This is a genomic window from Mycobacterium sp. (genome assembly GCF_044370595.1).
GTDB lineage: Bacteria > Actinomycetota > Actinomycetes > Mycobacteriales > Mycobacteriaceae > Mycobacterium.
The window spans coordinates 1-19,506 of sequence record NZ_JBILVF010000033.1 but is presented as its reverse complement, the minus strand read 5'-3'; the positions used below and the strand labels follow the sequence as shown (position 1 = coordinate 19,506).

21 protein-coding genes are annotated in these 19,506 nt (G+C 69.6%); 16 read left to right on the top strand and 5 right to left on the bottom strand.

The annotated features are described in order from the left end of the window. Nucleotides 1-2: 2 nt before the first annotated feature. Nucleotides 3-695 carry a hypothetical protein gene (locus ADBZ5N_RS07095; protein ID WP_526256781.1) on the top strand — a complete coding sequence of 231 codons (693 nt, stop codon included), beginning with the start codon at nucleotides 3-5 and terminating at the stop codon, nucleotides 693-695. 19 nt (nucleotides 696-714) lie between these two features. Here the strand turns inward: ADBZ5N_RS07095 and ADBZ5N_RS07090 are convergent, their stop codons facing one another. After that, entirely contained in the window at nucleotides 715-1,434 is a 720-nt protein-coding gene (locus ADBZ5N_RS07090; protein ID WP_526256780.1) for a SagB/ThcOx family dehydrogenase, read from the bottom strand. Between the two features lie 125 nt (nucleotides 1,435-1,559). On the opposite strand from ADBZ5N_RS07090, the gene ADBZ5N_RS07085 reads away from it, so the two are divergent. The 7 genes from ADBZ5N_RS07085 (at nucleotide 1,560) to gcvT (ending at nucleotide 7,919) form a co-directional block, all read left to right on the top strand. Then, nucleotides 1,560-1,907: a hypothetical protein gene (locus ADBZ5N_RS07085; RefSeq protein WP_526256779.1), complete on the top strand. Its 348-nt coding sequence runs from the start codon at nucleotides 1,560-1,562 to the stop codon at nucleotides 1,905-1,907. A gap of 2 nt (nucleotides 1,908-1,909) precedes the next feature. Further along, nucleotides 1,910-2,791, top strand: a complete 882-nt coding sequence (locus tag ADBZ5N_RS07080; RefSeq protein ID WP_526256778.1) for an FAD:protein FMN transferase — start codon at nucleotides 1,910-1,912, stop codon at nucleotides 2,789-2,791. Beyond that, nucleotides 2,784-3,362: a hypothetical protein gene (locus ADBZ5N_RS07075; RefSeq protein ID WP_526256777.1), complete on the top strand. Its 579-nt coding sequence runs from the start codon at nucleotides 2,784-2,786 to the stop codon at nucleotides 3,360-3,362. Before ADBZ5N_RS07080 ends, ADBZ5N_RS07075 begins: the two co-directional genes overlap by 8 nt. Before the next feature lie 4 nt (nucleotides 3,363-3,366). Beyond that, entirely contained in the window at nucleotides 3,367-4,620 is a 1,254-nt protein-coding gene (locus ADBZ5N_RS07070) for an FAD-binding domain-containing protein (RefSeq protein WP_526256776.1), read from the top strand. A 9-nt stretch (nucleotides 4,621-4,629) separates the two neighbouring features. Beyond that, the gene (locus tag ADBZ5N_RS07065; protein WP_526256775.1) at nucleotides 4,630-5,061 is read left to right on the top strand and encodes a DoxX-related protein; all 432 of its coding nucleotides are present in this window, start codon (nucleotides 4,630-4,632) and stop codon (nucleotides 5,059-5,061) included. 98 nt (nucleotides 5,062-5,159) lie between these two features. Beyond that, nucleotides 5,160-6,671 carry an amidohydrolase family protein gene (locus ADBZ5N_RS07060; RefSeq protein ID WP_526256774.1) on the top strand — a complete coding sequence of 504 codons (1,512 nt, stop codon included), beginning with the start codon at nucleotides 5,160-5,162 and terminating at the stop codon, nucleotides 6,669-6,671. A gap of 108 nt (nucleotides 6,672-6,779) precedes the next feature. Beyond that, nucleotides 6,780-7,919 (top strand): glycine cleavage system aminomethyltransferase GcvT, encoded by a 1,140-nt coding sequence (gene gcvT / locus ADBZ5N_RS07055; RefSeq protein WP_526256773.1) that lies wholly within the window; start codon nucleotides 6,780-6,782, stop codon nucleotides 7,917-7,919. Here the strand turns inward: gcvT and ADBZ5N_RS07050 are convergent. Further along, the gene (locus tag ADBZ5N_RS07050; RefSeq protein ID WP_526256791.1) at nucleotides 7,901-8,557 is read right to left on the bottom strand and encodes a TVP38/TMEM64 family protein; all 657 of its coding nucleotides are present in this window, start codon (nucleotides 8,555-8,557) and stop codon (nucleotides 7,901-7,903) included. The two genes, gcvT and ADBZ5N_RS07050, sit on opposite strands and share 19 nt — an antisense overlap. A 190-nt stretch (nucleotides 8,558-8,747) precedes the next feature. On the opposite strand from ADBZ5N_RS07050, the gene ADBZ5N_RS07045 reads away from it, so the two are divergent. After that, nucleotides 8,748-9,554, top strand: a complete 807-nt coding sequence (locus tag ADBZ5N_RS07045) for a phosphotransferase family protein (protein ID WP_526256772.1) — start codon at nucleotides 8,748-8,750, stop codon at nucleotides 9,552-9,554. An 8-nt stretch (nucleotides 9,555-9,562) separates the two neighbouring features. Here ADBZ5N_RS07045 and ADBZ5N_RS07040 read toward each other — a convergent pair whose 3' ends face one another. Then, nucleotides 9,563-9,865 carry a TFIIB-type zinc ribbon-containing protein gene (locus ADBZ5N_RS07040; RefSeq protein ID WP_526256771.1) on the bottom strand — a complete coding sequence of 101 codons (303 nt, stop codon included), beginning with the start codon at nucleotides 9,863-9,865 and terminating at the stop codon, nucleotides 9,563-9,565. Between the two features lie 214 nt (nucleotides 9,866-10,079). Next, entirely contained in the window at nucleotides 10,080-11,108 is a 1,029-nt protein-coding gene (locus tag ADBZ5N_RS07035) for a fused (3R)-hydroxyacyl-ACP dehydratase subunits HadA/HadB (protein ID WP_526256770.1), read from the bottom strand. Nucleotides 11,109-11,255: 147 nt separating this feature from the next. Between ADBZ5N_RS07035 and ADBZ5N_RS07030 the strand changes: the two genes are divergently transcribed. The 7 genes from ADBZ5N_RS07030 to ADBZ5N_RS07000 all read left to right on the top strand — a co-directional run bounded on the left by ADBZ5N_RS07030 (nucleotide 11,256) and on the right by ADBZ5N_RS07000 (nucleotide 18,079). Next, nucleotides 11,256-11,480: a hypothetical protein gene (locus ADBZ5N_RS07030; RefSeq protein ID WP_526256769.1), complete on the top strand. Its 225-nt coding sequence runs from the start codon at nucleotides 11,256-11,258 to the stop codon at nucleotides 11,478-11,480. A 75-nt stretch (nucleotides 11,481-11,555) separates the two neighbouring features. Beyond that, on the top strand, nucleotides 11,556-12,371 hold the full coding sequence (locus ADBZ5N_RS07025) for an SDR family NAD(P)-dependent oxidoreductase (RefSeq protein WP_526256768.1): 816 nt from the start codon (nucleotides 11,556-11,558) through the stop codon (nucleotides 12,369-12,371). 8 nt (nucleotides 12,372-12,379) lie between these two features. Next, nucleotides 12,380-13,159: a fructosamine kinase family protein gene (locus tag ADBZ5N_RS07020; protein WP_526256767.1), complete on the top strand. Its 780-nt coding sequence runs from the start codon at nucleotides 12,380-12,382 to the stop codon at nucleotides 13,157-13,159. Nucleotides 13,160-13,188: 29 nt separating this feature from the next. Beyond that, nucleotides 13,189-13,446 (top strand): HNH endonuclease signature motif containing protein, encoded by a 258-nt coding sequence (locus tag ADBZ5N_RS07015; RefSeq protein ID WP_526256766.1) that lies wholly within the window; start codon nucleotides 13,189-13,191, stop codon nucleotides 13,444-13,446. A 98-nt stretch (nucleotides 13,447-13,544) separates the two neighbouring features. Then, entirely contained in the window at nucleotides 13,545-14,576 is a 1,032-nt protein-coding gene (locus ADBZ5N_RS07010) for a glycoside hydrolase family 6 protein (protein ID WP_526256790.1), read from the top strand. 30 nt (nucleotides 14,577-14,606) lie between these two features. After that, a complete protein-coding gene (locus ADBZ5N_RS07005) occupies nucleotides 14,607-16,424 on the top strand; it encodes a GTPase family protein (RefSeq protein ID WP_526256765.1) in 1,818 nt (605 codons plus the stop codon). Continuing rightward, nucleotides 16,412-18,079 carry a GTPase gene (locus ADBZ5N_RS07000; RefSeq protein WP_526256789.1) on the top strand — a complete coding sequence of 556 codons (1,668 nt, stop codon included), beginning with the start codon at nucleotides 16,412-16,414 and terminating at the stop codon, nucleotides 18,077-18,079. Before ADBZ5N_RS07005 ends, ADBZ5N_RS07000 begins: the two co-directional genes overlap by 13 nt. A gap of 5 nt (nucleotides 18,080-18,084) precedes the next feature. Here the strand turns inward: ADBZ5N_RS07000 and ADBZ5N_RS06995 are convergent, their stop codons facing one another. Then, entirely contained in the window at nucleotides 18,085-19,506 is a 1,422-nt protein-coding gene (locus ADBZ5N_RS06995) for an MBL fold metallo-hydrolase RNA specificity domain-containing protein (RefSeq protein WP_526256764.1), read from the bottom strand.

The following is a 19,506-nucleotide window of genomic DNA, read 5'->3' as shown; positions in this document are numbered from 1 at the left end:
CGATGACGGAATTGCGCCGTGTCGTCGCAGGCGGTGTCACCTGGTCGGCGTTGACCGCTGCTGCGCTCGCCGGATCGCCCGTGGCGCCGGCCGACCCCGCCGTCCCGCCCCCGCCTCCGCCGCCGACGACGGTTATTCCGGCTCCGCCCCCGCCGCCGTTGGTGTCCAACAATCCGATGACGCCCCGCCAACTCCCGGTGCCCCCCGCGGCACCGGCGCCCGCGCCTGTACCCGGACAGCCCCCCGTCCCCGGCCCCCCGGCCCCGCCCCCGCCGCCCGGTGCTCCAGCTCCGCCTGCGGCCATGCAGCCATCGGTACCGGATGTCGTGCCGCCGCCGGGTGGCAGCGGTGGTGTCCTGGGATCCATCGTCGACCTGTGGAAGCAGGCACAGAACCCGTTCGCCGGCCCGGCCGCGTTGCCAGCGGGACCGATCGGCGGGGCGGCGCCTCCCGGGCCGGACGGCTCGGGGCCGCCCGGCGCGATTCCGGCCCCCAGTTCCAGCGGGTATCTGCCCGGCACCCCGCCGGTCGCCGCGGCCCCACCGCCGCCCGGCGACGGCGGAGCCGGAGCCTCGGCCGCCCGACCGCCGCTGCCGCCCGGCTACTACTCCCTGGACGGACCGCCGCCGCCATGGCTGGTGGAGCCGGCGGCGCCGGTACCTGCCCCGGCTCCGGGGCCCGCGCCGGCGGCCTAGTTACCGCCCGGACGGCAGCTCAGTTCGGAAGCCGCCCCACCGGAATGATGTAGAGCGGTATCTCCGCGCTCGACAGTCCGAGCGCGTCGGCGACCCCGGCGTCGTCGAAGGCCCCGATCGGCACTGCCCCGAGGCCCATCGCCGCGGCTGCCAGCAGCAGGTTCTGGGCGGCGTGGCCGGCCTCCATCCACATGTAGCGGATCCCCCGGTCGGCGTACTTGCCGGTGATCCGGGCCGGCACCCCGGTGATGATGACGATGGCGTAGGCCGGCACCGCCGGCGAACCCGCGATCACCTCGGTGACAGCACCCTTGGCCTTCGGGTCGGCGCGCACCTCCACCGACGCGCTCGCGGGTACGTAGCGCAGCACCTCCTGCGGGGTCACCACATAGGTTTCCAGGGGGTACAGCGCGCCCGCCGAGGGGACGGTGCGTGCACCCGACGGCGCCGAGACCCCCTGAGCCGACCACAGCAGCGCCGCCAACTGCCGGTCGGTGAGCGGTTCACCGGTCACGTCGCGGACCGACCCGCGCCTACCGATCGCGTCGAGCAACTCCGCCTCACCCAGTTCGTCGGCGGGGCCCAGGAAGCGCACCCCGTCATGCGCCCATGGTGGCGGCTCAGCGGTGGGCGCCGCCGACTCGGCAACCGGCGCAGGTGCGTCCCGGTTCGCGCAACCGCCCGCGACCAGCAGCACCGCCGCGCACGCCACCGCGATACCGCGTCTGCGTCGCCTCATGAATCCATTAGGCCACCCTGCGGGCCATCGGCGCCATCGGCGCCATCGGCGACTGGTTGCCGGGTCCGCGTCCTGCACGGACTATGGGGTGAGCGCAGAGGTGAGCGACGGGAAAGGAGGCCCCCATGGCCCGAGCACGTCGCCGCACCGACGGCTGGATCGCCACGGCCCTGGCGGTTGGCGCGTGCGCCGGCCTGACCGGGCTGATCGCGATTCGAGCCGCCGAGAGCGGTAAGGCGTCGCCGGAGGAACCCAAGCGGGCCGAATTGGACTCCTACGCCGAACAACTCACCGAGGAGGCGGCCCGGCTGCAGGCCTACCGGCGGGAACTGCGTCGGGTTGCCGCCGAACTGGCCCGCGGTCAAGACGTCGCCCCGGAGGTCGTCGCCCGCATCGCCGAGGAGACCCGGCCGCCCGGGTCGACCGAGCCCCCGACCCGCCTCGACCGCGACACGTCGACCTACAGCAGCTGATGATGCGCAGGGCGCAGCGACGGTCCCGGGCCATGGGCAGCGATCTGCACGTGATTGTCTGGGCGCGCGGTTCTGCCGCAGAACGGCTCGCCGACCTCGCCGTCCTGCGGGTCGACCTGCTCGAGAGCTGCTGGTCCCGGTTTCGGGCGGACAGTGAACTCAACCGACTCAACGCCCGCGCTGGTTGCGGTGAGGTAGCGGTGAGCGAGGATCTTCGCCGCCTCGTCATCGCGTTGGTGGACGCCTACACCTGGAGCGGGGGAGATGTCGACGCCTCAGTGCTCGGCGCCATGCTGGCGCTGGGGTACCGGGAGGACTTCGCGGCTTCCTCGGTGGCGATGTCGCTACCCGCCATCACTTCACCGCCTCCGGCGCCGGGAATGGCATACGTGCGCATCGGTGAGCGCACGGTGAGACTGCCCGGCGGGGTGGGCCTGGACCCCGGCGCGGTGGGCAAGGGGCTGGCCGGGGACATGGTGACCGCCGAGATCCACGGCGCCGGAGCCGATGCGGTACTGGTCGGCATCGGCGGTGACGTGGTGACCCGCGGGGTGCCACCTGATGCCGGATCGTGGCGAGTGGCGATGCGCGACGACCGGTTCGATGAGCGCACCGAGTGCCGCGTGCTGGATCTCTCCGGCCGGCAGCGCGCGGTGGCGACCTCGTCGACGCTGCGGCGGCGCTGGGCTGGCGGCCATCATCTGCTGCAGCCGCGCACCGGCCGGCCAGCCGGCTCGGACACCGTGCAGGCCACTGTCGTGGCGGACTGCGGGTGGCGCGCCGAGGCGGCCGCCACGGTCGGCGTGGTCCGCGGGGCGGCGAGCACACAGTGGCTCATCGACCGGGGCTGCACGCCGTATCTGCTGGGCGCCCGCGATGAGTGAGGCACTCGCCGGGATGTCATGGACGTGGGTGTTGATCCGGTCGACCGGCATCACCGCCTGGTTCACCCTGACGGCGGTGGTGGTCTGGGGACTGGTTGCGGCGGCGCGACGGTCCGGTGGCGCACCGGCCCCGCGGGCGGCGGCGCTGCACCGGCGGCTGGTCGCCGTGGCCTTGAGCCTGCTGCTGGCGCATATGGGTCTGCTGCTCATCGACACCTACGAGCCGTTCACCGTGGTGCAGATACTGGTTCCGTTCACCGCGTCCTGGCGGACGTTGGCCGTGGCGTTGGGGACCATCGCCTTCTGGTTGATCCTGCCGGTCTGGCTGGTGGTCAGGCTGCGCGGGCGCAGCCGCCGGTGGTTCCCCGCCGCGCACCTGTGTGCCTATGCCGCTTGGCCGTTGGCGACAGGCCACTATGTACTGGCCGGCACCGACGCGCTCACTGCATGGTCGCTGGCGATCCTCATCGGCGGTACCGCCGCGGTGGTGATCGCGCTGCTGCTCCGGGCGCGGACGTCAGCCCGGGCAGGTTCCCGGGCAGGTTCCCGGGTGGCTTCTCGGGTAGGTTGACGCGATGGCGCCCCGGCAACTCCCCGACCCACCCGCCGGCGCCGGGGACGTCAGCGACTGGGTGCAGCGCAATCTCGGAGACCTCTGTGCCGCACCGGATTCAGCCGACTCGCCGCTGCCAGCCGCAGTGCCGATGCGCGGCGGTCAGACCGCGGCCGACGCGGCACTGCAGACCTACGATGTGGCCGGCTACGCCCGCCGCCGCAACAACGTCTGGCCGCCGGGCAGGCGAGGCTCCTCGAGGTTGTCGCCCTATATCCGGCACGGACTGCTGAGTCTGCAGGAAGTCTGGGATCACGTGTCCGGCGGCCCGCCTGAGGATGTGGCGAAGTTCCGCGACGAACTGCTGTGGCAGGAATATGCGCGACATCTCTACGCGCGCATGGGAACAGCGACCAGCCGCTCGCTGCGGTTCAGTGTCCCCGAGCACACCGGGATCCCCGAGCACGGCGGCAATCCGTGGATGTCGCAGGCGCTGTGCCTGCAGTCCACCTGGTCGGAGTTGGTGGGCACCGGGTGGCTGACCAACCAGACCCGCATGTGGCTGGCCTCGCACTGGGGGGTGCGGGCCGCGTCGGGCTGGCGCGATGGTGAGGACCTGATGTACCGGTATCTGCTGGACGGTTCCCGCGCCGCCAACCGGTTGGGGTGGCAGTGGACCGTCGGCGCGCTCACCGGCAAGGCCTACGGGTTCTCCCGCTGGCAGGTGGAGAAGCGGGCACCGGGACTGTGCGGCAGTTGCCCTTTGGACACGCAGTGTCCGATCACCGGCTGGCCGGCCACCCAGGAACGCGATCCCCGGCCGATGACCGACCCGCGGCTGCGCCGTGACGACGACCCGCAGGCCACCGCCGGACCGTCGGCCCCCCGGCTGTCCGGCGACCCCGAGGCCGTCTGGATCACCGCCGAGAGCCTGAGCGACCGAGATCCGGCGCTGACGGCACACCCGGATCTGCCGGTGGTCTTCGTTTTCGACGAACCGCTGCTGAGCCGCCTGCAGCTGTCGGTGAACCGGCTGGTGTTCCTGGCCGAATCCCTGGCCGATCTCGCGCAGCGCCGCCAGGTCCACCTGTGGCGCGGCGACCCGGTGGCGGTGCTGCACGGCCGCCGGTTGGCGGCGACGTTCGCCCCGGTGCCGGGCTTTCGGTCCCGCGCCGCCCGCCTCGACGTGGTGGCCCTGCACCCCTGGCCGTGGCTGCAACGGCCGGGCACGGGCCCGGTCACCTCCTATACCGCGTGGCGGCGCGCGCGCCGATAAGTTGGCCCGATGACCACCACCGGAACCCCGGCCGCCGAAACGACCGCCCAACGGTTCGGGCGGATCGTGCTCGGAGCCGCGATGATCTTCGCCGGTGTCGGCCACCTGACCTTCGCCCGGCAGGAGTTCACCGCCCAGGTACCGCCCTGGCTGCCGGTGCCGGCCGACGTCACGGTGCTGGCGTCCGGCGTGGTCGAGATCGCCCTGGGTGCCGCGATGATCCTGTTGACGAACCGACGCGCTGTCGTCGGCCTGCTGTTGGCGGTGTTCTTCGTGGTGATCTTCCCGGGCAACATCGCCCAGTGGCTGCACCATCGAGATGCGTTCGGCCTCAACAGTGATCGCGCGCGTCTGGTTCGGCTGTTCTTCCAACCGGTGCTCATCGCCTGGGCGCTGTGGTGCACCGGGGCGTGGCGGCTGGTGCGCAGACGGGACCGATAACCGGACCACAGACGCCGGACCACAGACGCCGGACCACAGACGCCGGACCACAGACGTCGGACCACAGACGCCGGACCACAGACGATAGTGTCCCCACCATGGCCGCAACCGAATTCGACACCGTCATCGCCGGCGGTCGGGTGATCGACCCGGAGAGCGGCTTGGACGCGGTGCGTTCGGTCGGCATCCGCGGCGGCACCATCGCGGCGATCTCCGATGCGGACCTGTCCGCCGAGCAGGTCCTCGACGCCCGCGGACTGGTCGTGACGCCAGGATTCATCGATCTGCACTGCCACACCCAGTCGCTGCCCGGCGACCGGATCCAGGCCTTCGACGGGGTCACCACGGCGCTGGAACTCGAGTCCGGAATCCTGCCCGTCGCGCGCTGGTATGACGAGCAGGCCCGCGCCGGGCGGGCGCTGAACTACGGGGCGTCGGCGTCGTGGACGTTCGCCCGGATCGCCGAGTTGAACCCCCAGGTGGGTGAGCCGGAGCCCAGCCTCACCTATTTCCAAGCGGCATATCGGTATTCGAACTGGCAGCACGATGTGTCGACGCGGGAGCAGACCGAGCGGATCATCGCCCGGCTGGACGGGGGCCTGGCTGAGGGTGCGCTGGGCATTGGCATCAACAACGGCTATGTCCCGGGCGCGGGTGTGCAGGAGTTGTCCTTGGTGGCCGAGCTGGCCGCCCGACACGACGTGCCGACCTTCACCCACATTCAGTTCATGTCCAACATCGACCCGCAGAGTTCCCAGGAGGCCTATCTGCGGCTGATCGCCTATGCCGCGACCACCGGGGCGCATATGCATATCTGCCACCTCAACAGCACCAGCTTGCGCGACATCGAGAGGTGCGCCCAGTTGATCTCGGTGGCCCAGCAACACGGCCTGAAGATCACTGTGGAGGCCTACCCGTACGGGGCGGCCTCCACCGTGGTGGGTGCGGCTTTCCTGGCCCATCCCTGCTACTGCGAGCGGACCGGTTCTACCTGGTCGGACATCGTGCTCAACGCCACCGGCAAGCCGGTGCGCGACGAAGCCGAACTACGGCAGGTCCAAAAAGACGAGCCTGGTCAGCCCATCGTCTGGCACTTCCTGTCCCCGGAGACCGACCCGGAGGACCAGCGGCTGCTCGACCTGTCGGTGCTCTATCCCGGTGGCGCGATCGCCTCCGACGCCATGCCGTGGGAGCGGCCCGGCCATGTCCTGGTCGACGGTGACGTGTGGCCGCTGCCGGGCGATGCAGTGGCGCATCCGCGAAGCGCCGCCACCTTCGCCCGGTTCTTCGCGCAGTACGTCACCCGGCGGCGGCTCATCGCCCTGCCGGACGCGGTCGCGAAATGCACCCTGATACCTGCGCAGATCCTGGCCACTGCCTCGGCGGCGATGAGCCGGAAGGGCCGCCTGCAGGTCGGCGCCGACGCCGACGTCACGGTGTTCAACCTCGCGGCGTTCCAGGATCAGGCGACCTTCACCGAGCCGACGCACCCGTCGGTGGGGGTTCTGCATCTGCTGGTGGGCGGGACCGCGCTGATCCGGGACGGGATCCTGGACACCGCGGCGCGCCCCGGCAGCCCGGTACGCGCAACAGTGGGCCCGCGGCGCTGACCCGGTCGGCGACGGCGCGTACGACGTGTGGTCGCGCCCTCCGTAGCATGGTCTGATCCTGACCGGCCCTAGGAGTATTCGGGCACCAACGACCCGAGGGGATCAACGATGGCGCACAGCGACACGGCCGTGACCGGCACCTCGCCACTGCTGGGTGAGCACCAAGCGTTGGGCGCGTCTTTCACGGACTTCGCCGGTTGGCAGATGCCGTTGAAGTACTCCAGCGAACTGGCCGAGCACCATGCCGTGCGTAACGCCGTGGGTCTGTTCGATCTGTCCCATATGGGGGAGATCGACGTCAGCGGCGCGGACGCCGCAGCACTGCTGGACTACGCCCTCGTCGGCGAGTTGTCCAAAGTTGCTGTTGGCAAGGCGAAGTACTCGCTCATCTGTGACTCCGAGGGCGGGGTCATCGACGACCTGGTGATCTACCGGCTCGCCGAGGACCACTTCCTGGTGGTCGCCAACGCGGCCAACCACCAGGTGGTCCACCAGCAGATCAGCAGCCGCGCAGCCGATTTCGACGTCACCGTTGCCGACAAGTCGGCCCAGACGGCACTGATCGCCGTGCAGGGACCCAAGTCGCAGGACGTGGTGAGCTCCCTGGTTGCCGAGGATCACAGACGGTTGGTCGCCGATCTGAAGTACTACGCCAGCACTCCGGCGGTGGTGGCCGGTATCGACGTGCTTCTGGCACGCACCGGCTACACCGGCGAGGACGGCTTCGAGTTGTACGTGCCCAACGAGCAGGCCGCCCGGTTGTGGAGCGAACTGCTCGACGCCGCCACCAAGCACGGCGGCTGCGCAGCAGGCCTGGCCTGCCGCGACACACTGCGGCTGGAGGCGGGGATGGCGCTCTACGGCCACGAACTGACCATGGACATCAACCCGTACGAGGCGGGGCTGGGGAAGGTCGTCCGTCTGCACCGCGGAAACGACCGCGGGTTCGTCGGCCGCGAGGCGTTGCAGTCACTGTCCGCGCAGCCCGTCAGCCGGGTGCTGGTCGGCTTACGCGGCGAGGGCCGTCGAGCAGCGCGGGCGGACTACCCGGTGTGTGACGCGGCCGGGGAGACGGTCGTGGGTACCGTCACCTCCGGTGCGCTGTCGCCGACGCTCGGATATCCGATCGCGTTGGCCTACGTCGATGCGGCCCTGGCCGAGCCCGGAACCGAACTGACCGTCGATGTGCGCGGCCGCAAAGAGCCGTTCGTCGTTGTCCAGTCGCCGTTCTACCGGCGCGGTGACTGAGCTTTCCCGGAACGCCAACTGCGGTACCCGCGGTGCGCCGCGAACGCCCCGATGACGGCGGTGATGCACCACACGGCCGCCGCGGCGTAGGCCAGTGGCGAGTTGAGGTCGGAGATCGACGCTCCCAGCGCGGTGTAGACGAAAGCCCGCGGCATCGAACCGATGAAAGCCCCGGCTGCCATCTGCCACAACGGCATTCCAAACGCCCCGAAGGCATAGGAGGCCAACGCATCGGAGATGCCGGGCACGAAACGCTGACCCACCACCGCCCACAATCCGCGCCGTTTGATCTGGTCGTCGATGCGCACCGACCACTCCGCCCCGATCAGCACACGGGCGCTGTCCCGGCCGGCCCGCCGGCCCACCAGCGCGGCGACCATCGCCGTCGTCACCGTCGAACACAGGGTGACCACCGTGCCTAGCACCGGACCGAACAGAAAACCGCTGCCCGCTGCCAGCAGGGGCCCGGGAACGAAGATCGACGCCAGCAGCGCCGCAACCGGAATGTAGACCAGCGGCGCGACCGGCCCGGCCGCGGCCACCGCGCCGCGAACCGCCTCGACGTCGATCACCCGGCGGACAGCGACCAGATAGAACATCGTCAACAGGACGGCCGCGAACACCGCCAGACGCAGCATGTGCCTGCGCCGCCCAGACGGCGGCGCACCGGTGTCGGGGGTCACCGGCACCTCGCCGGGCCCGGGTGACCGAAGCGGTTCGGGGGCATGGCGGAGCGCCTCCTGACGGTGACCACGCGGTCCCGCGAGGATACCGCAGCGCCTCTGTCAAGGGGACCGCCCGACGGCGTTGTTAGCGTGGGGTATGTCGATGGACCAACCGGTGACCGACACCGTCTTGCAGACCGGTTCGGACATCGTCATCGTCGACGACGTCGTGGTCAAAACCCATCCCGCCGGCACCGACCCGGTGGCCCTGGCGGCCCGGCTCCGGACCGCGGCGCGGCTGGGCCGAGACGGCGGCCCGCTGCTGACGCCGCTGAGTTCAGAACCGCTGCCCGGCCCGGGGCAGCGGTGGCGCTCCCGCTGGCCCCGGCTGGAGATGGTCGGGCAGGACTGGCCGAACTTCCCCTGGGCCCCCGCCGGTGCGCTGCTGGCCAGATTGCACCGATCCCCGATCGGCCCCGATCCGCTGCCCGCCCATCGGGGGGTCGAACGGATCCGGGCTGCGCTGCAGACACTGCCCGCCGACGCACCGTCGATCATCCGGCGGGCAGCCGCAACGCTGCCGCCGCGATGCTGGCAGGCCGCGCCGGAGGGTCGGCCGGTCACCCTGGTGCACGGCGACTTCCACCTGGGTCAGCTCGGCCGCACCACAGCCGGGGTGTGGCAGCTGATCGACATCGACGACATGGGAATCGGCGACCCCGCCTGGGATCTCGGCCGCATCGGCGGGTTATGGGCGGCCGGCCTGATGCCGGATCCCGACTGGGAAGCCTTCATCGACGGCTATCGGGCGGCGCTGGGCCCGGCGGTGCCGGCCGGCGGGGACCCCTGGGACGTGCTGGAGCCCTTGGCGCGCGCGGCGGTGGTACACGCCGCGGCGGTGGGTGCCCGGTATCGACCCGACGAATCCCAGGCCGAGTTACTGGCCGCCTGCGCGCGGATAGCAGGCTGAGCCGTCGGCTAACTGGAGAAGAACAACCGGCCGAAGCCACCCTTGCGATAGTGCTTGCCCCGATGGTTGCCCCACGCCGGACCGTAGGCCTGCGCAGGATGCGGCTGCTGCGGTAAAGGCGGGGGCAGGGGCGGAGGCACTGCGGCGAACCGGTTCTCCAACTGGGTCAGCGCCTCCAGCTCGCCGAAGTCCAGGAAGATCCCGCGGCACTTGTCGCACTGCTCAAGGTGTACCCCGTTGCGCTCGTAGGAGTGCATGACCCCGGCGCACTTCGGGCACAGCAACAGGTTGCCAGGCAGAGGTGAGTCCATGACCGACTCTAACCCGCCCCGAGGCGGAGTCCGGCAGGTGCCGATCTCAAACCCCATCTGATGTTCGGTTGTCTGCTGGCCTTCTACATCGGCTCGATGATTTACGTGATTGCCGCGATGGACAACCCGTTCTCCGGATCCGACCGGGTCCGCCCCGAAGCGATCGAGGAGCTTCTCAAAAGTCTGCAGATGATGCGCCAGCCGGCCGGCTGTCTCAGGGGAAGCGGACGTCCAGTGTCGCCAGGCCGAAGATCTTGCGGCCGTCGGATTTGGCGGCGACCAGGACGACGCCGGTGCGGGTTTCGGGGTCCAGCGATTTGATCTTGCCGCTGAACTCGATGTCGGCGCCCTCGGCGGCTGACACGACCGCCGGTGCCGACAGTCGCACCCCATAGCGAGTCACCGCACCGGGATCACCCGACCACGCCGAGACGAATCCGGCCCCCAAACCCATGGTGAGCATTCCGTGCGCGATCACGTCGGGCAACCCGGCGAGTTTGGCGATGTCCTCATCCCAGTGAATCGGGTTGGCGTCACCGGCCACACCGGCGTAGTTGACCAGATCGCCGCGGGACAGTCGGGTGTGGTGTGGGGGGAGTTCGTCGCCGACCTTCACCTCATCGAAGGGTGGTGTGCCCGGCGTGCGAGAGGTGTCCGCGGCAATCCGGACCTCGCCCTCGGGCCGCACCGTCTTCTGGTAGACGGCGTCGGATCCGTCGATGCTCATGATGTCGACGTCGTGCATCATCGCCTTCTGCACGGCTGCTTTGACCGCTGGGTTGATGTCCTCGCCGGTGACACCGACGACGGTGGTGTGCAGGGTGTGCACCCGCATCCCGGCGGCGTCGGTGAAGGTGTTGGTCACCGTGATCAGATCACGGCCGGCGATTCGGCGCACCGACGTCAGTTCGACGTCGATCTTCAACTCATCCCCGGCGACGATCGGGCGGTGTTGTTCGAAGACCTCTTCGGTCTGCACATAGGTGTCGTAACCGACGACCACCGACTCGAACATGCGGCGGTTGCAGGACATCCCCGGCGTCGAGGTGAACGTCAACGGCGCCACCAGATTCGAGTACCCCAGTTCGGCGGCGGCGTTGAGGTCCCAGTGAGCGGGGTGGTAATCCTGCACCGCCCGCGCGTATTCGCGGACCTTCTCGCGGCCGACGAGGTAGGTGCCATCCATCTGGTAGTAGTGACCGACCCGGGATTCGAGCGCCGGGGTGTCGGATGCTGCAGTCATGGTTTCGCCCACTGTTCTATCGAGAGGGCCGTCCAGGCCGCCCACAGCACACTAACGGGTGTACCGCGCAGGTATCACGGCGACGCCCTCGGCCACCGGTAAACACAAGACAGTTAACACAGACGGTCGGATGGTGGTGTCGCCCATATGGCGCAAGCCCGCGAGAAGATCAAGGTCAGCAAAGAGGAGTCGGTGATGCTCAAGTGGAGGCTGCTGCTCACCACCGTGCCGGTCGTGGCGGCCGTGCCGGCGCTGAAAGACGTGTCTCGCGGATCGGAGTTATCTCCCGCTACGGGGGTTCCTGGCCACCGGCTACGCGCCAACCACCGGCTAAGAACTAAGCAGTTCGCCGCTCAGCCGCTGACGGGTTAGACGCCGCCCCGGGTGCGGTAGAAAAGTCTCAGGCGGGGAAGACATGCGGGAAAGACATCCGGAGGGAGCTCGGCCATGCAATCAGTCAAGGGGACCAACGTCCTGATCACCGGCGCGGCGATGGGACTGGGGAAGCTGTTCGCCACCAACGCCGTCAAGGAGGGCGCCGAGACGGTGGTTCTCTGGGACGCCAATGAGGCCGCGTTGAAAGAGACCGCCGCCGAACTGGAATCAGCGGGCGGCACAATCCAGTACGACGTCGTCGACGTGACCTCCCAGGATCGGGTGACCGAGGCCGCCGACCGGGTCCGCGCCGAGGTCGGCACCATTCACGTGCTGTTCAACAACGCCGGAATCGTGCGCGGCAATGACTACTTCTGGGAGAACGACCCGCGTGACTTCCTGCTCACCATGGAAGTGAACGCCATCGGCCCGATGCTGCTCACCCGCGAATTCCTGCCGTCGATGGTCTACTCCGGCAAGCCATGCCGTTTGGTCAACATCGCCTCCTCGGCCGGACTGAACGCCATCCCCAAGATGGCCGCCTACGCCGCCTCGAAGTGGGCCGCGGTCGGGTTTTCCGATTCGGTGCGCCTGGAGTTGGAGCAGGCCGGTCACGACCACGTCAAGGTCACCACGGTCTGCCCGACCTACATCAACACCGGCATGTTCGACGGCGCCAAGGGCATCCTGTTCACCCCGATGCTCAAGCAGGAGGACGTGGTGGCGCAGACATGGTCGGCGATGCTGGCCGGTCGGCCGTTCGTCGTGATGCCGTGGACGTCGAGGATGAACAAGGTGCTCACCGGTGTGCTTCCGGTGCGACTGCGCGACCTGTATCTGCGCCGGGTCGGGGTGTACAACTCGATGGACGAGTTCCACGGCCACTAGGCAGGCGGGTGTTCGTCAAGCGCAATCCCGCTGCACCACAGGGCTTTTTCTCCTGCGAAGCTGCCGGTCTGCGCTGGCTCGGCGAGGTGACCGGGGGAGTGCCGTGCGTCCGGGTGCTCGACGTCGACGAGACCAGCCTGACGCTGCAGCGGCTGACTACCGGAGCGCCGACACCCGAGGCGGCGCTGCAGTTCGGCCGACGGCTGGCCATCACCCACGACGCCGGCGCGGCGGGCTTCGGTGCACCGCCGGCCGGATGGACGGGGCCGGGATTTTTCGGGCCCCTGCACCGTCCGCTGCCGATGAGCCTGACCCCGCATGACAGCTGGGGCGAGTTCTATGCCCGGGAACGCCTCACGCCGATGCTCGGGGAGGCCTTCCCCTTCCTCGATGATCACGCCCGCCGCCTGATCGCCGAAGTCATCGCCCGCTGCCGCGCCGGCGACTTCGACGACGACGACCATCCGGTCCGGCTGCACGGAGATCTGTGGAGTGGCAACGTCCTGTGGACACCCGACGGTGTCGTGCTGATCGACCCGGCCGCTCACGGCGGTCACCGCGAGACCGACCTGGCCATGCTGGCGCTGTTCGGCTGCGCCGAGCTTGAGACGGTCTACCGCGGGTATCAGAGCGTGCATCCGCTGCGGGCGCATTGGCGGGAGCGCGTCGCGCTGCATCAGCTGTACCCGCTGCTGGCCCACGTTGCGCTGTTCGGCGCCGGATACGCCGGCCAGACCGCGGCGGCCGCCCGAGCGGCACTGACCTGCAGTGTGCGCGATCAGGATTGATCGCCGCGCGCAATGGGTATGCCGGGCCAATGGTGACACGTGCGGATCTCAATAGCCACTGGCGGGCCCGGGGCATCGACCCGGACCGATGCTTCTACACCGGATGGCCATTGGGCGGGATCTTCGAGGTCGGCCACCTGACCCCGAGGGTCCTCGGTGGTACTGATGATCCAGACAACCTCGTCCCGTGTCTGCGCGCAGCCAAGCTGGCCAAGATGCACCGCACAGCCGAGGAGTTCCTGACCTTCCTCGATGCGGGCGAGCCGGATCTTCCGATAGCCGTCTGAAGGGCCGTAGCCCCGAACATTCGTTGCTCGTGAGGCTGCTGTGACGGGTGCGTCGTTAGTCCGCGGTCGGCTGGCCGGAAATTTGCCCGAAGCGGCCGCTGCCGCACTATTTTCTGGGAGTGATTTCCTCAGTTGCCGGCGTCCTCGGGCGGGGGATCGCCCCCCTGGCAGTGGTCGCCCTGGCGGGCGCGGGAGTGCTTGCCGAACCCATCCAGTCCGTTGCAGCCCCGGCCATCCGCCTGGTCGAGGGATCCAACCCGCTGGCGGGCAGGCCGTTCTACGTCGACCCGATCTCCTCGGCCATGCTCGCCGCGAACAACGCCAACCCGCCGGTCTCCGAGTTGACGACCATCGCCAACACCCCGGCGTCGTTCTGGCTCGATGAGGCGTTTCCCGCCGGCCGGGTGACCAGCACGGTGTCGCGGTTCGCCGGGGCGGCCCAAGCCGCCGGAGCGATGCCGGTTTTCACGCTGTACGCCATCCCGCACCGCGACTGCTATAGCTACGCGGCGGGTGGCTTCGGCACGGCGACCGGCTACACACAGTGGATCGATGCGGTCGCCGCCGGTCTGGGATCACTGCCGGCCGCGATCATCCTGGAACCGGACGCGCTGGCGATGGCCGACTGCCTGTCCCCCGATCAGCAGCAGGAACGGATCGGCCTGATCCGCTACGCCGTCGACGCGCTGACCGCCAACCCGGCCGCGGTGGTCTACGTCGATGCCGGGCACTCCCGGTGGGTGAGCGCGGAGGTGATGGCGGGCCGGCTCAACGAGGCCGGGGTGTCCCGGGCGCGGGGGTTCAGCCTCAACACCGCGAACTTCTACACCACCGAGGAGCAAATCGGTTACGGCGAAGCGATTTCCGGGATGACCAACGGGGCGCACTACGTCATCGACACCTCCCGCAACGGCGTCGGCCCGGCTGTCGGCGTCGCGTTGGACTGGTGCAACCCGCCGGGGCGGGCGATGGGCGTCGCGCCGACCACGGCGACCGCCGGTGCCCACGCCGACGCCTACCTATGGGTCAAACGGCCGGGCGAATCCGATGGGTCCTGTGAGCCCGGCGAACCCCCGGCCGGGCGGTTCGTCAACGAGTACGCCATCGAACTTGTCCGCAACGTTGGTTGATCGGCCGGCGACGTACGGCACGATGTAGACGTGTCCGGATCACTGCTCGCCCCATTGGAGTCGCTGCGCGAGGCCCTGGGCCAGGTGCGGATTCCGCTACCCGCCGCCGGCGCGGATGCCGCGCGGACCATGGCGGGGAACTTCACCAACCAACTCGACGACTACATCCTGCCCAGGCTGCGGGACGCCGACGCGCCACTGCTTGCTGTCGTGGGCGGATCTACCGGTAGCGGGAAGTCCACCCTGGTCAACCGGCTCGTCGGCACGCCGGTGACCACCCCGGGCGTGCTGCGTCCCACCACCCGGCACCCGGTGCTGGCGCATAACCCGGCCGACGCGGACTGGTTCGCCTCCGACCACATCCTGCCGCGTCTGCCGCGCATCACCGGAAGCAACGCGGCGGGCCGGCCCTCGCTGGGGGGAACCGAAGACGTCTTCGGCCTGCGCCTGGTCGCCATCGACACCGTTCCAGCCGGGATGGGTCTGCTCGACGCCCCCGACCTGGACTCGGTGTCGCAGACCAACCGCGATATGGCCGGCATGCTGATGGCCGCCGCCGACCTGTGGTTTTTCGTCACCACCGCATCCCGCTACGCCGACGCGGTGCCGTGGGCGGCGTTGCGGGCGGCGGTCGACCGCAACGCCGCGGTGGTCATTGTGCTCAACCGGGTGCCCCCCGAGGCGATGACCGAGGTGACCGCGCATGTGCGGCAGATGCTGGCCGAGGAACGCCTCGCCAACGCACCGCTCTTCGTCATTCCCGAATCGCCGTTGGTGGACGGCATGCTGCCCGCCGACCGCACCGCGGAGATGCAGACCTGGCTGAACAACCTTGTCGACGACGCCGCGCTGCGCGCGGCTGTGGCCCGCCGGACCGTCGACGGTGCGGTCGGACATATCGTCGCCGACATGCCGGCCATCACCGATGCCGTCGCCGAGCAACTCTCCACCGGCGACCGGCTGCGCGCCGCCGTCGACCAGTCTTATGCCCAGGCGGTAGCCGGGTTGGAGCAGATCTCCTCGGACGGCTCGCTGATGCGTGGCGAGGTGCTGGCGCGCTGGCAGGAGTTCGTCGGTACCGGGCAGTTGCTCAAGCGACTCGAGGAAGGCGTCGGACGGCTGCGCGACCGCCTCAGCGCCGCGGTCCGCGGTGAACCCGCCCCACCCGAACGGGTCACGGAGGCAATCGAATCCGGCCTGGCCAGCGTGCTGATTGACTCGGCCAACGAGGCCGCCCGGCGGGCCGACCTCGCTTGGCGCGAGAACGACGCCGGCCGGGCCCTACTGGCGGGTTCGGACCTGGCCCGGGCCTCCAGCGACTTCGGCGATCAGGCCGCGGGGTTGGTGCGGGCCTGGCAGGACGATCTGCTCGACTTGATCCGCACCGAGGGGGCCGACAAGCGGCAGACCGCCCGGGCGATGGCATACGGAGTCAATGCCGTGACGCTGGCGCTCATGGTGGCGGTGTTTTCGACCACCGGCGGACTGACCGGAGCCGAGATCGGGATCGCCGGCGCCTCCACGGTCGTCGCGCAGAAACTGCTCGAAGCTGTGTTCGGTGAAGACGGCGTACGGCGAATGTCCAAGGCCGCCATGGACAAACTGAAAGAACGGGTCACCGAGTTGATGGCGGGGGAGAAAGACCGGTTCTTGTCGCGGCTGGACGCCCTCGACCTCGATCCGGAACTGCCGGCCCGGCTCTCGGCGGTGAACCTGCAGGTGCAGCAGGCCCGCGACGCCGAGGATGCCGAAGCGGTGCTGCCGGCCAGTCCGCCGGTGCCTGGGGAGGAGGCGGCAGCGCCGCGACGGAAATGGCGGGAAAGCCTGCGGGATTGGTGGAACGGCTGATGATGAAGGATCTGCTGGCGCGGCTCAACCCGATGCGGACCGAGTCGGCGCCACTGGTCGACGGGGCCGCTCTGGACCGTCGGCTGGCCGGCCTGGCACAAGCCGCCGACCTCGGTGACGGTCGGCTGGCCCCGGCGTCGGTCACCGGCGCCCGCACGGTTGCCGAACGTGCGCAGGCCCGCCGCGGCCTGTCCGAACAGGTGACGGTGGTGGCGTTCGCCGGATCCACCGGTGCCGGCAAAAGCACCCTGTTCAACTCCATCGTCGGTGACGAGGTCGCCAAAGCCGGTGTGCTGCGGCCCACCACCTCCGAGCCGCTGGCGGCGATCTGGCAGGAGACCCCGGAAACCCTTGCGCTGCTTGAATGGTTGGGCGTCACCCGATGGCATGTCGCCGCCGACGGTGCCGCCGCGCTGGCCGACCTGGTGCTCATCGACCTTCCCGACCACGACTCCACCCAGTCCTCGCACCGCGCGCACGTGGACCACTTCGTCGAGCGTGTCGACCTGATGGTCTGGGTTCTGGACCCGCAGAAGTACGCCGACGCCCTCGTCCACGAGCAGTACCTACGCCGCTTCGCCCGCCACGACGACGTCACCGTCGTGGTGCTCAACCAGGTCGACCGGCTCACCGTCGCGGACGCCGAGGCCTGCCTGTCACACCTGAGGCGCCTGGTCGCCGAGGACGGCCTGTCCGACGCCGTTGTACTCGCCGCCTCCAACCGCAGCGGCGAAGGCCTCGAGGCGCTGGCCGACCGGATCCTGGCCGCGGTGGCCAGTCGCCGGACGGCGGTGGCCCGACTGGCCGCCGACGTCGCCACCGCCGCCGACGGTCTGGCGCGCGCCGCCGACGACCCCGGGACACCGATAGCCGGGGCCGGCGCGGGGGACCTCAACCGGCTGACCGACGCGCTGACCGAGGCGGCCGGCGCACCCGTGATCGAGGCGGCGATCGAGCGATCCAGTCAACGCAAGGCGGTGCAGGCGGTCGGGTGGCCGCCGCTGAAATGGCTGGCGCGGCTGCGCAAGGACCCCGTCGCCCAACTACGTCTCGACCGCCCGGGTGTCGATCCCCGACTGGTGCGCTCGTCGTTGCCGTCCAACGATCCGGTGGCCAAGGCGCGGGCCAACAGTGCGGTGCTGGACTACGTCGACACCGCCAGTGCCGGTGCGCCGCAGGCGTGGGTGCAGAGCACCCGGGCCGTTGCCGACCGCGCCTCGGCCGGCCTGACCGACCAGCTCGACCAGGCCGTCACCCGCGCACCGCTGGTGCCGCCCCGAAACCCGCGGTGGTGGAGCGTTTTCGGGGTGCTGCAGTGGCTGCTGTTCGCGCTCGCGGTAGCCGGTGGCCTGTGGCTGTTGGCGTTGGCGGTGTTGGCCTATCTGCAGTTCCACGTCGCGCAGGCCCCGACCGTGGAGGGGTTCCCGTTGCCGACGCTGATGCTGATCGTCGGTCTGCTCGGCGGGGTGGTGCTGGCCGCGATCGGCCGGATTCTCGCGCGGACCAGCGCCAGACGCGCGGCCCGAGCAGCGCGGGCCGCACTTCGGGCTGAGGTGGCTGTGGTCGCCGAACAGCAGATTGCCGCGCCGGTGGCCGCTGAACTGGCCACCGTGGAACAGTTCCGCGGCGCCTTGAACACCGCCCGGGCCGGCTGAGCCGTCTACAGCTCGAATACCTGGTTCATCCGGGGAACTGTTGCTTCCCAACCGAACTCGCGGCTCAGCCGGGTGCGCAGCGTGTCCGCAGGCTGCGGCTCACCGTGCACGACGAACACCCGCCGGGGTGGGCCGGTGAAACCGGAGGCCCAGCGGATGAGTTCATCGGCGTCGGCGTGTGCCGACAACATCGCCAGATCGGCCACCTCGGCGTTGATCGGAACCCACTCGCCGTGGATCCGGACGAACCGTTCCCCGGCGGCGATCGACGCCCCGCGGGTGCCCGGCACCTGATAGCCGGTGATCATGATGGTGTTCCGCGGATCCGGGGCGAATGCCTTGAGGTGGTGCAGAATTCGTCCGCCGGTGGCCATTCCGCTGGCCGACAGGATGATCTTGGGCTCGCGGCCGGCCGAGATCTTCATCGACTGTTCGGCGTCGCGGGTGTAAGTGGCCATCGCGCACATTCCGTCGTAGACGTGCGGTTCCAGCCGGTGATCGTCGCGGTAGCTGCCGAGTAGTTCGCTGGCGTTGATGGCCATCGGGCTGTCCAGGTACACCGGCACATCGGGCAGTTTCCCGGCGCCGCGAAGCTCCCACAGGTAGTAGAGCAGGGTCTGGGCCCGGCCCACGGCGAACGCCGGAATCACCACGGTGCCGCCGCGGTCCACGGTTCTGTCGATGACCTCGGCGAGTGTCTTGACGGGGTCGGTGTCCTCGTGCAGCCGGTCACCGTAGGTGGACTCCAACACCAGATAGTCGGCGGCGGCCACCGGCTCGGGATCGAGCATCACCGGATCGTCGTAGCGGCCCAGATCACCGGAGAAGACGATGCGCCGGCCCTGCCAGAGCAGATCCACCGTGGCGGCTCCGAGGATGTGGCCGGCGCGGCGGAAGGTGACTACCGGACCGCCCTCCCCCGGTGTGGCTGAGTCCCACAGGCTGAACTCCCGCCCGAACGGGTGAGTCCGGAACAACTCCATGGTCCGCACGGCGTCGTCGCTGTCGTAGAGCGGCAGGGCGGGGTGATGTTTGGAGGCCCGGTGTTTGTTGAGGAACGCTGCGTCGCGCTCCTGCAGGTAGGCGCTGTCGCGCAGGATGATCTCGGCCACCGCAGCGGTCGCCTTCGTCGACACGATCGGCCCGGAGAACCCCTCCCGTACCAGCCGCGGCAGATAACCGGTGTGGTCGAGGTGGGCATGGGTCACCACCACCGCGTCGATGCTGGAGGGTTCGACCGCCAGGGGTTGCCAGTTGAGCTCCCGGAGGTTCTTGACCCCCTGGAACAGCCCGCAGTCCACCAGGATTCGGCGACCGTCACACTCCAGCAGATGCTTGGAACCGGTGACGGTGCTCGCCGCGCCCAGACTGGACAGTGTCAGTTTCGCCGAAGTCAGTTTCGCCGAAGTCAGTTTCGCCGAAGTCAG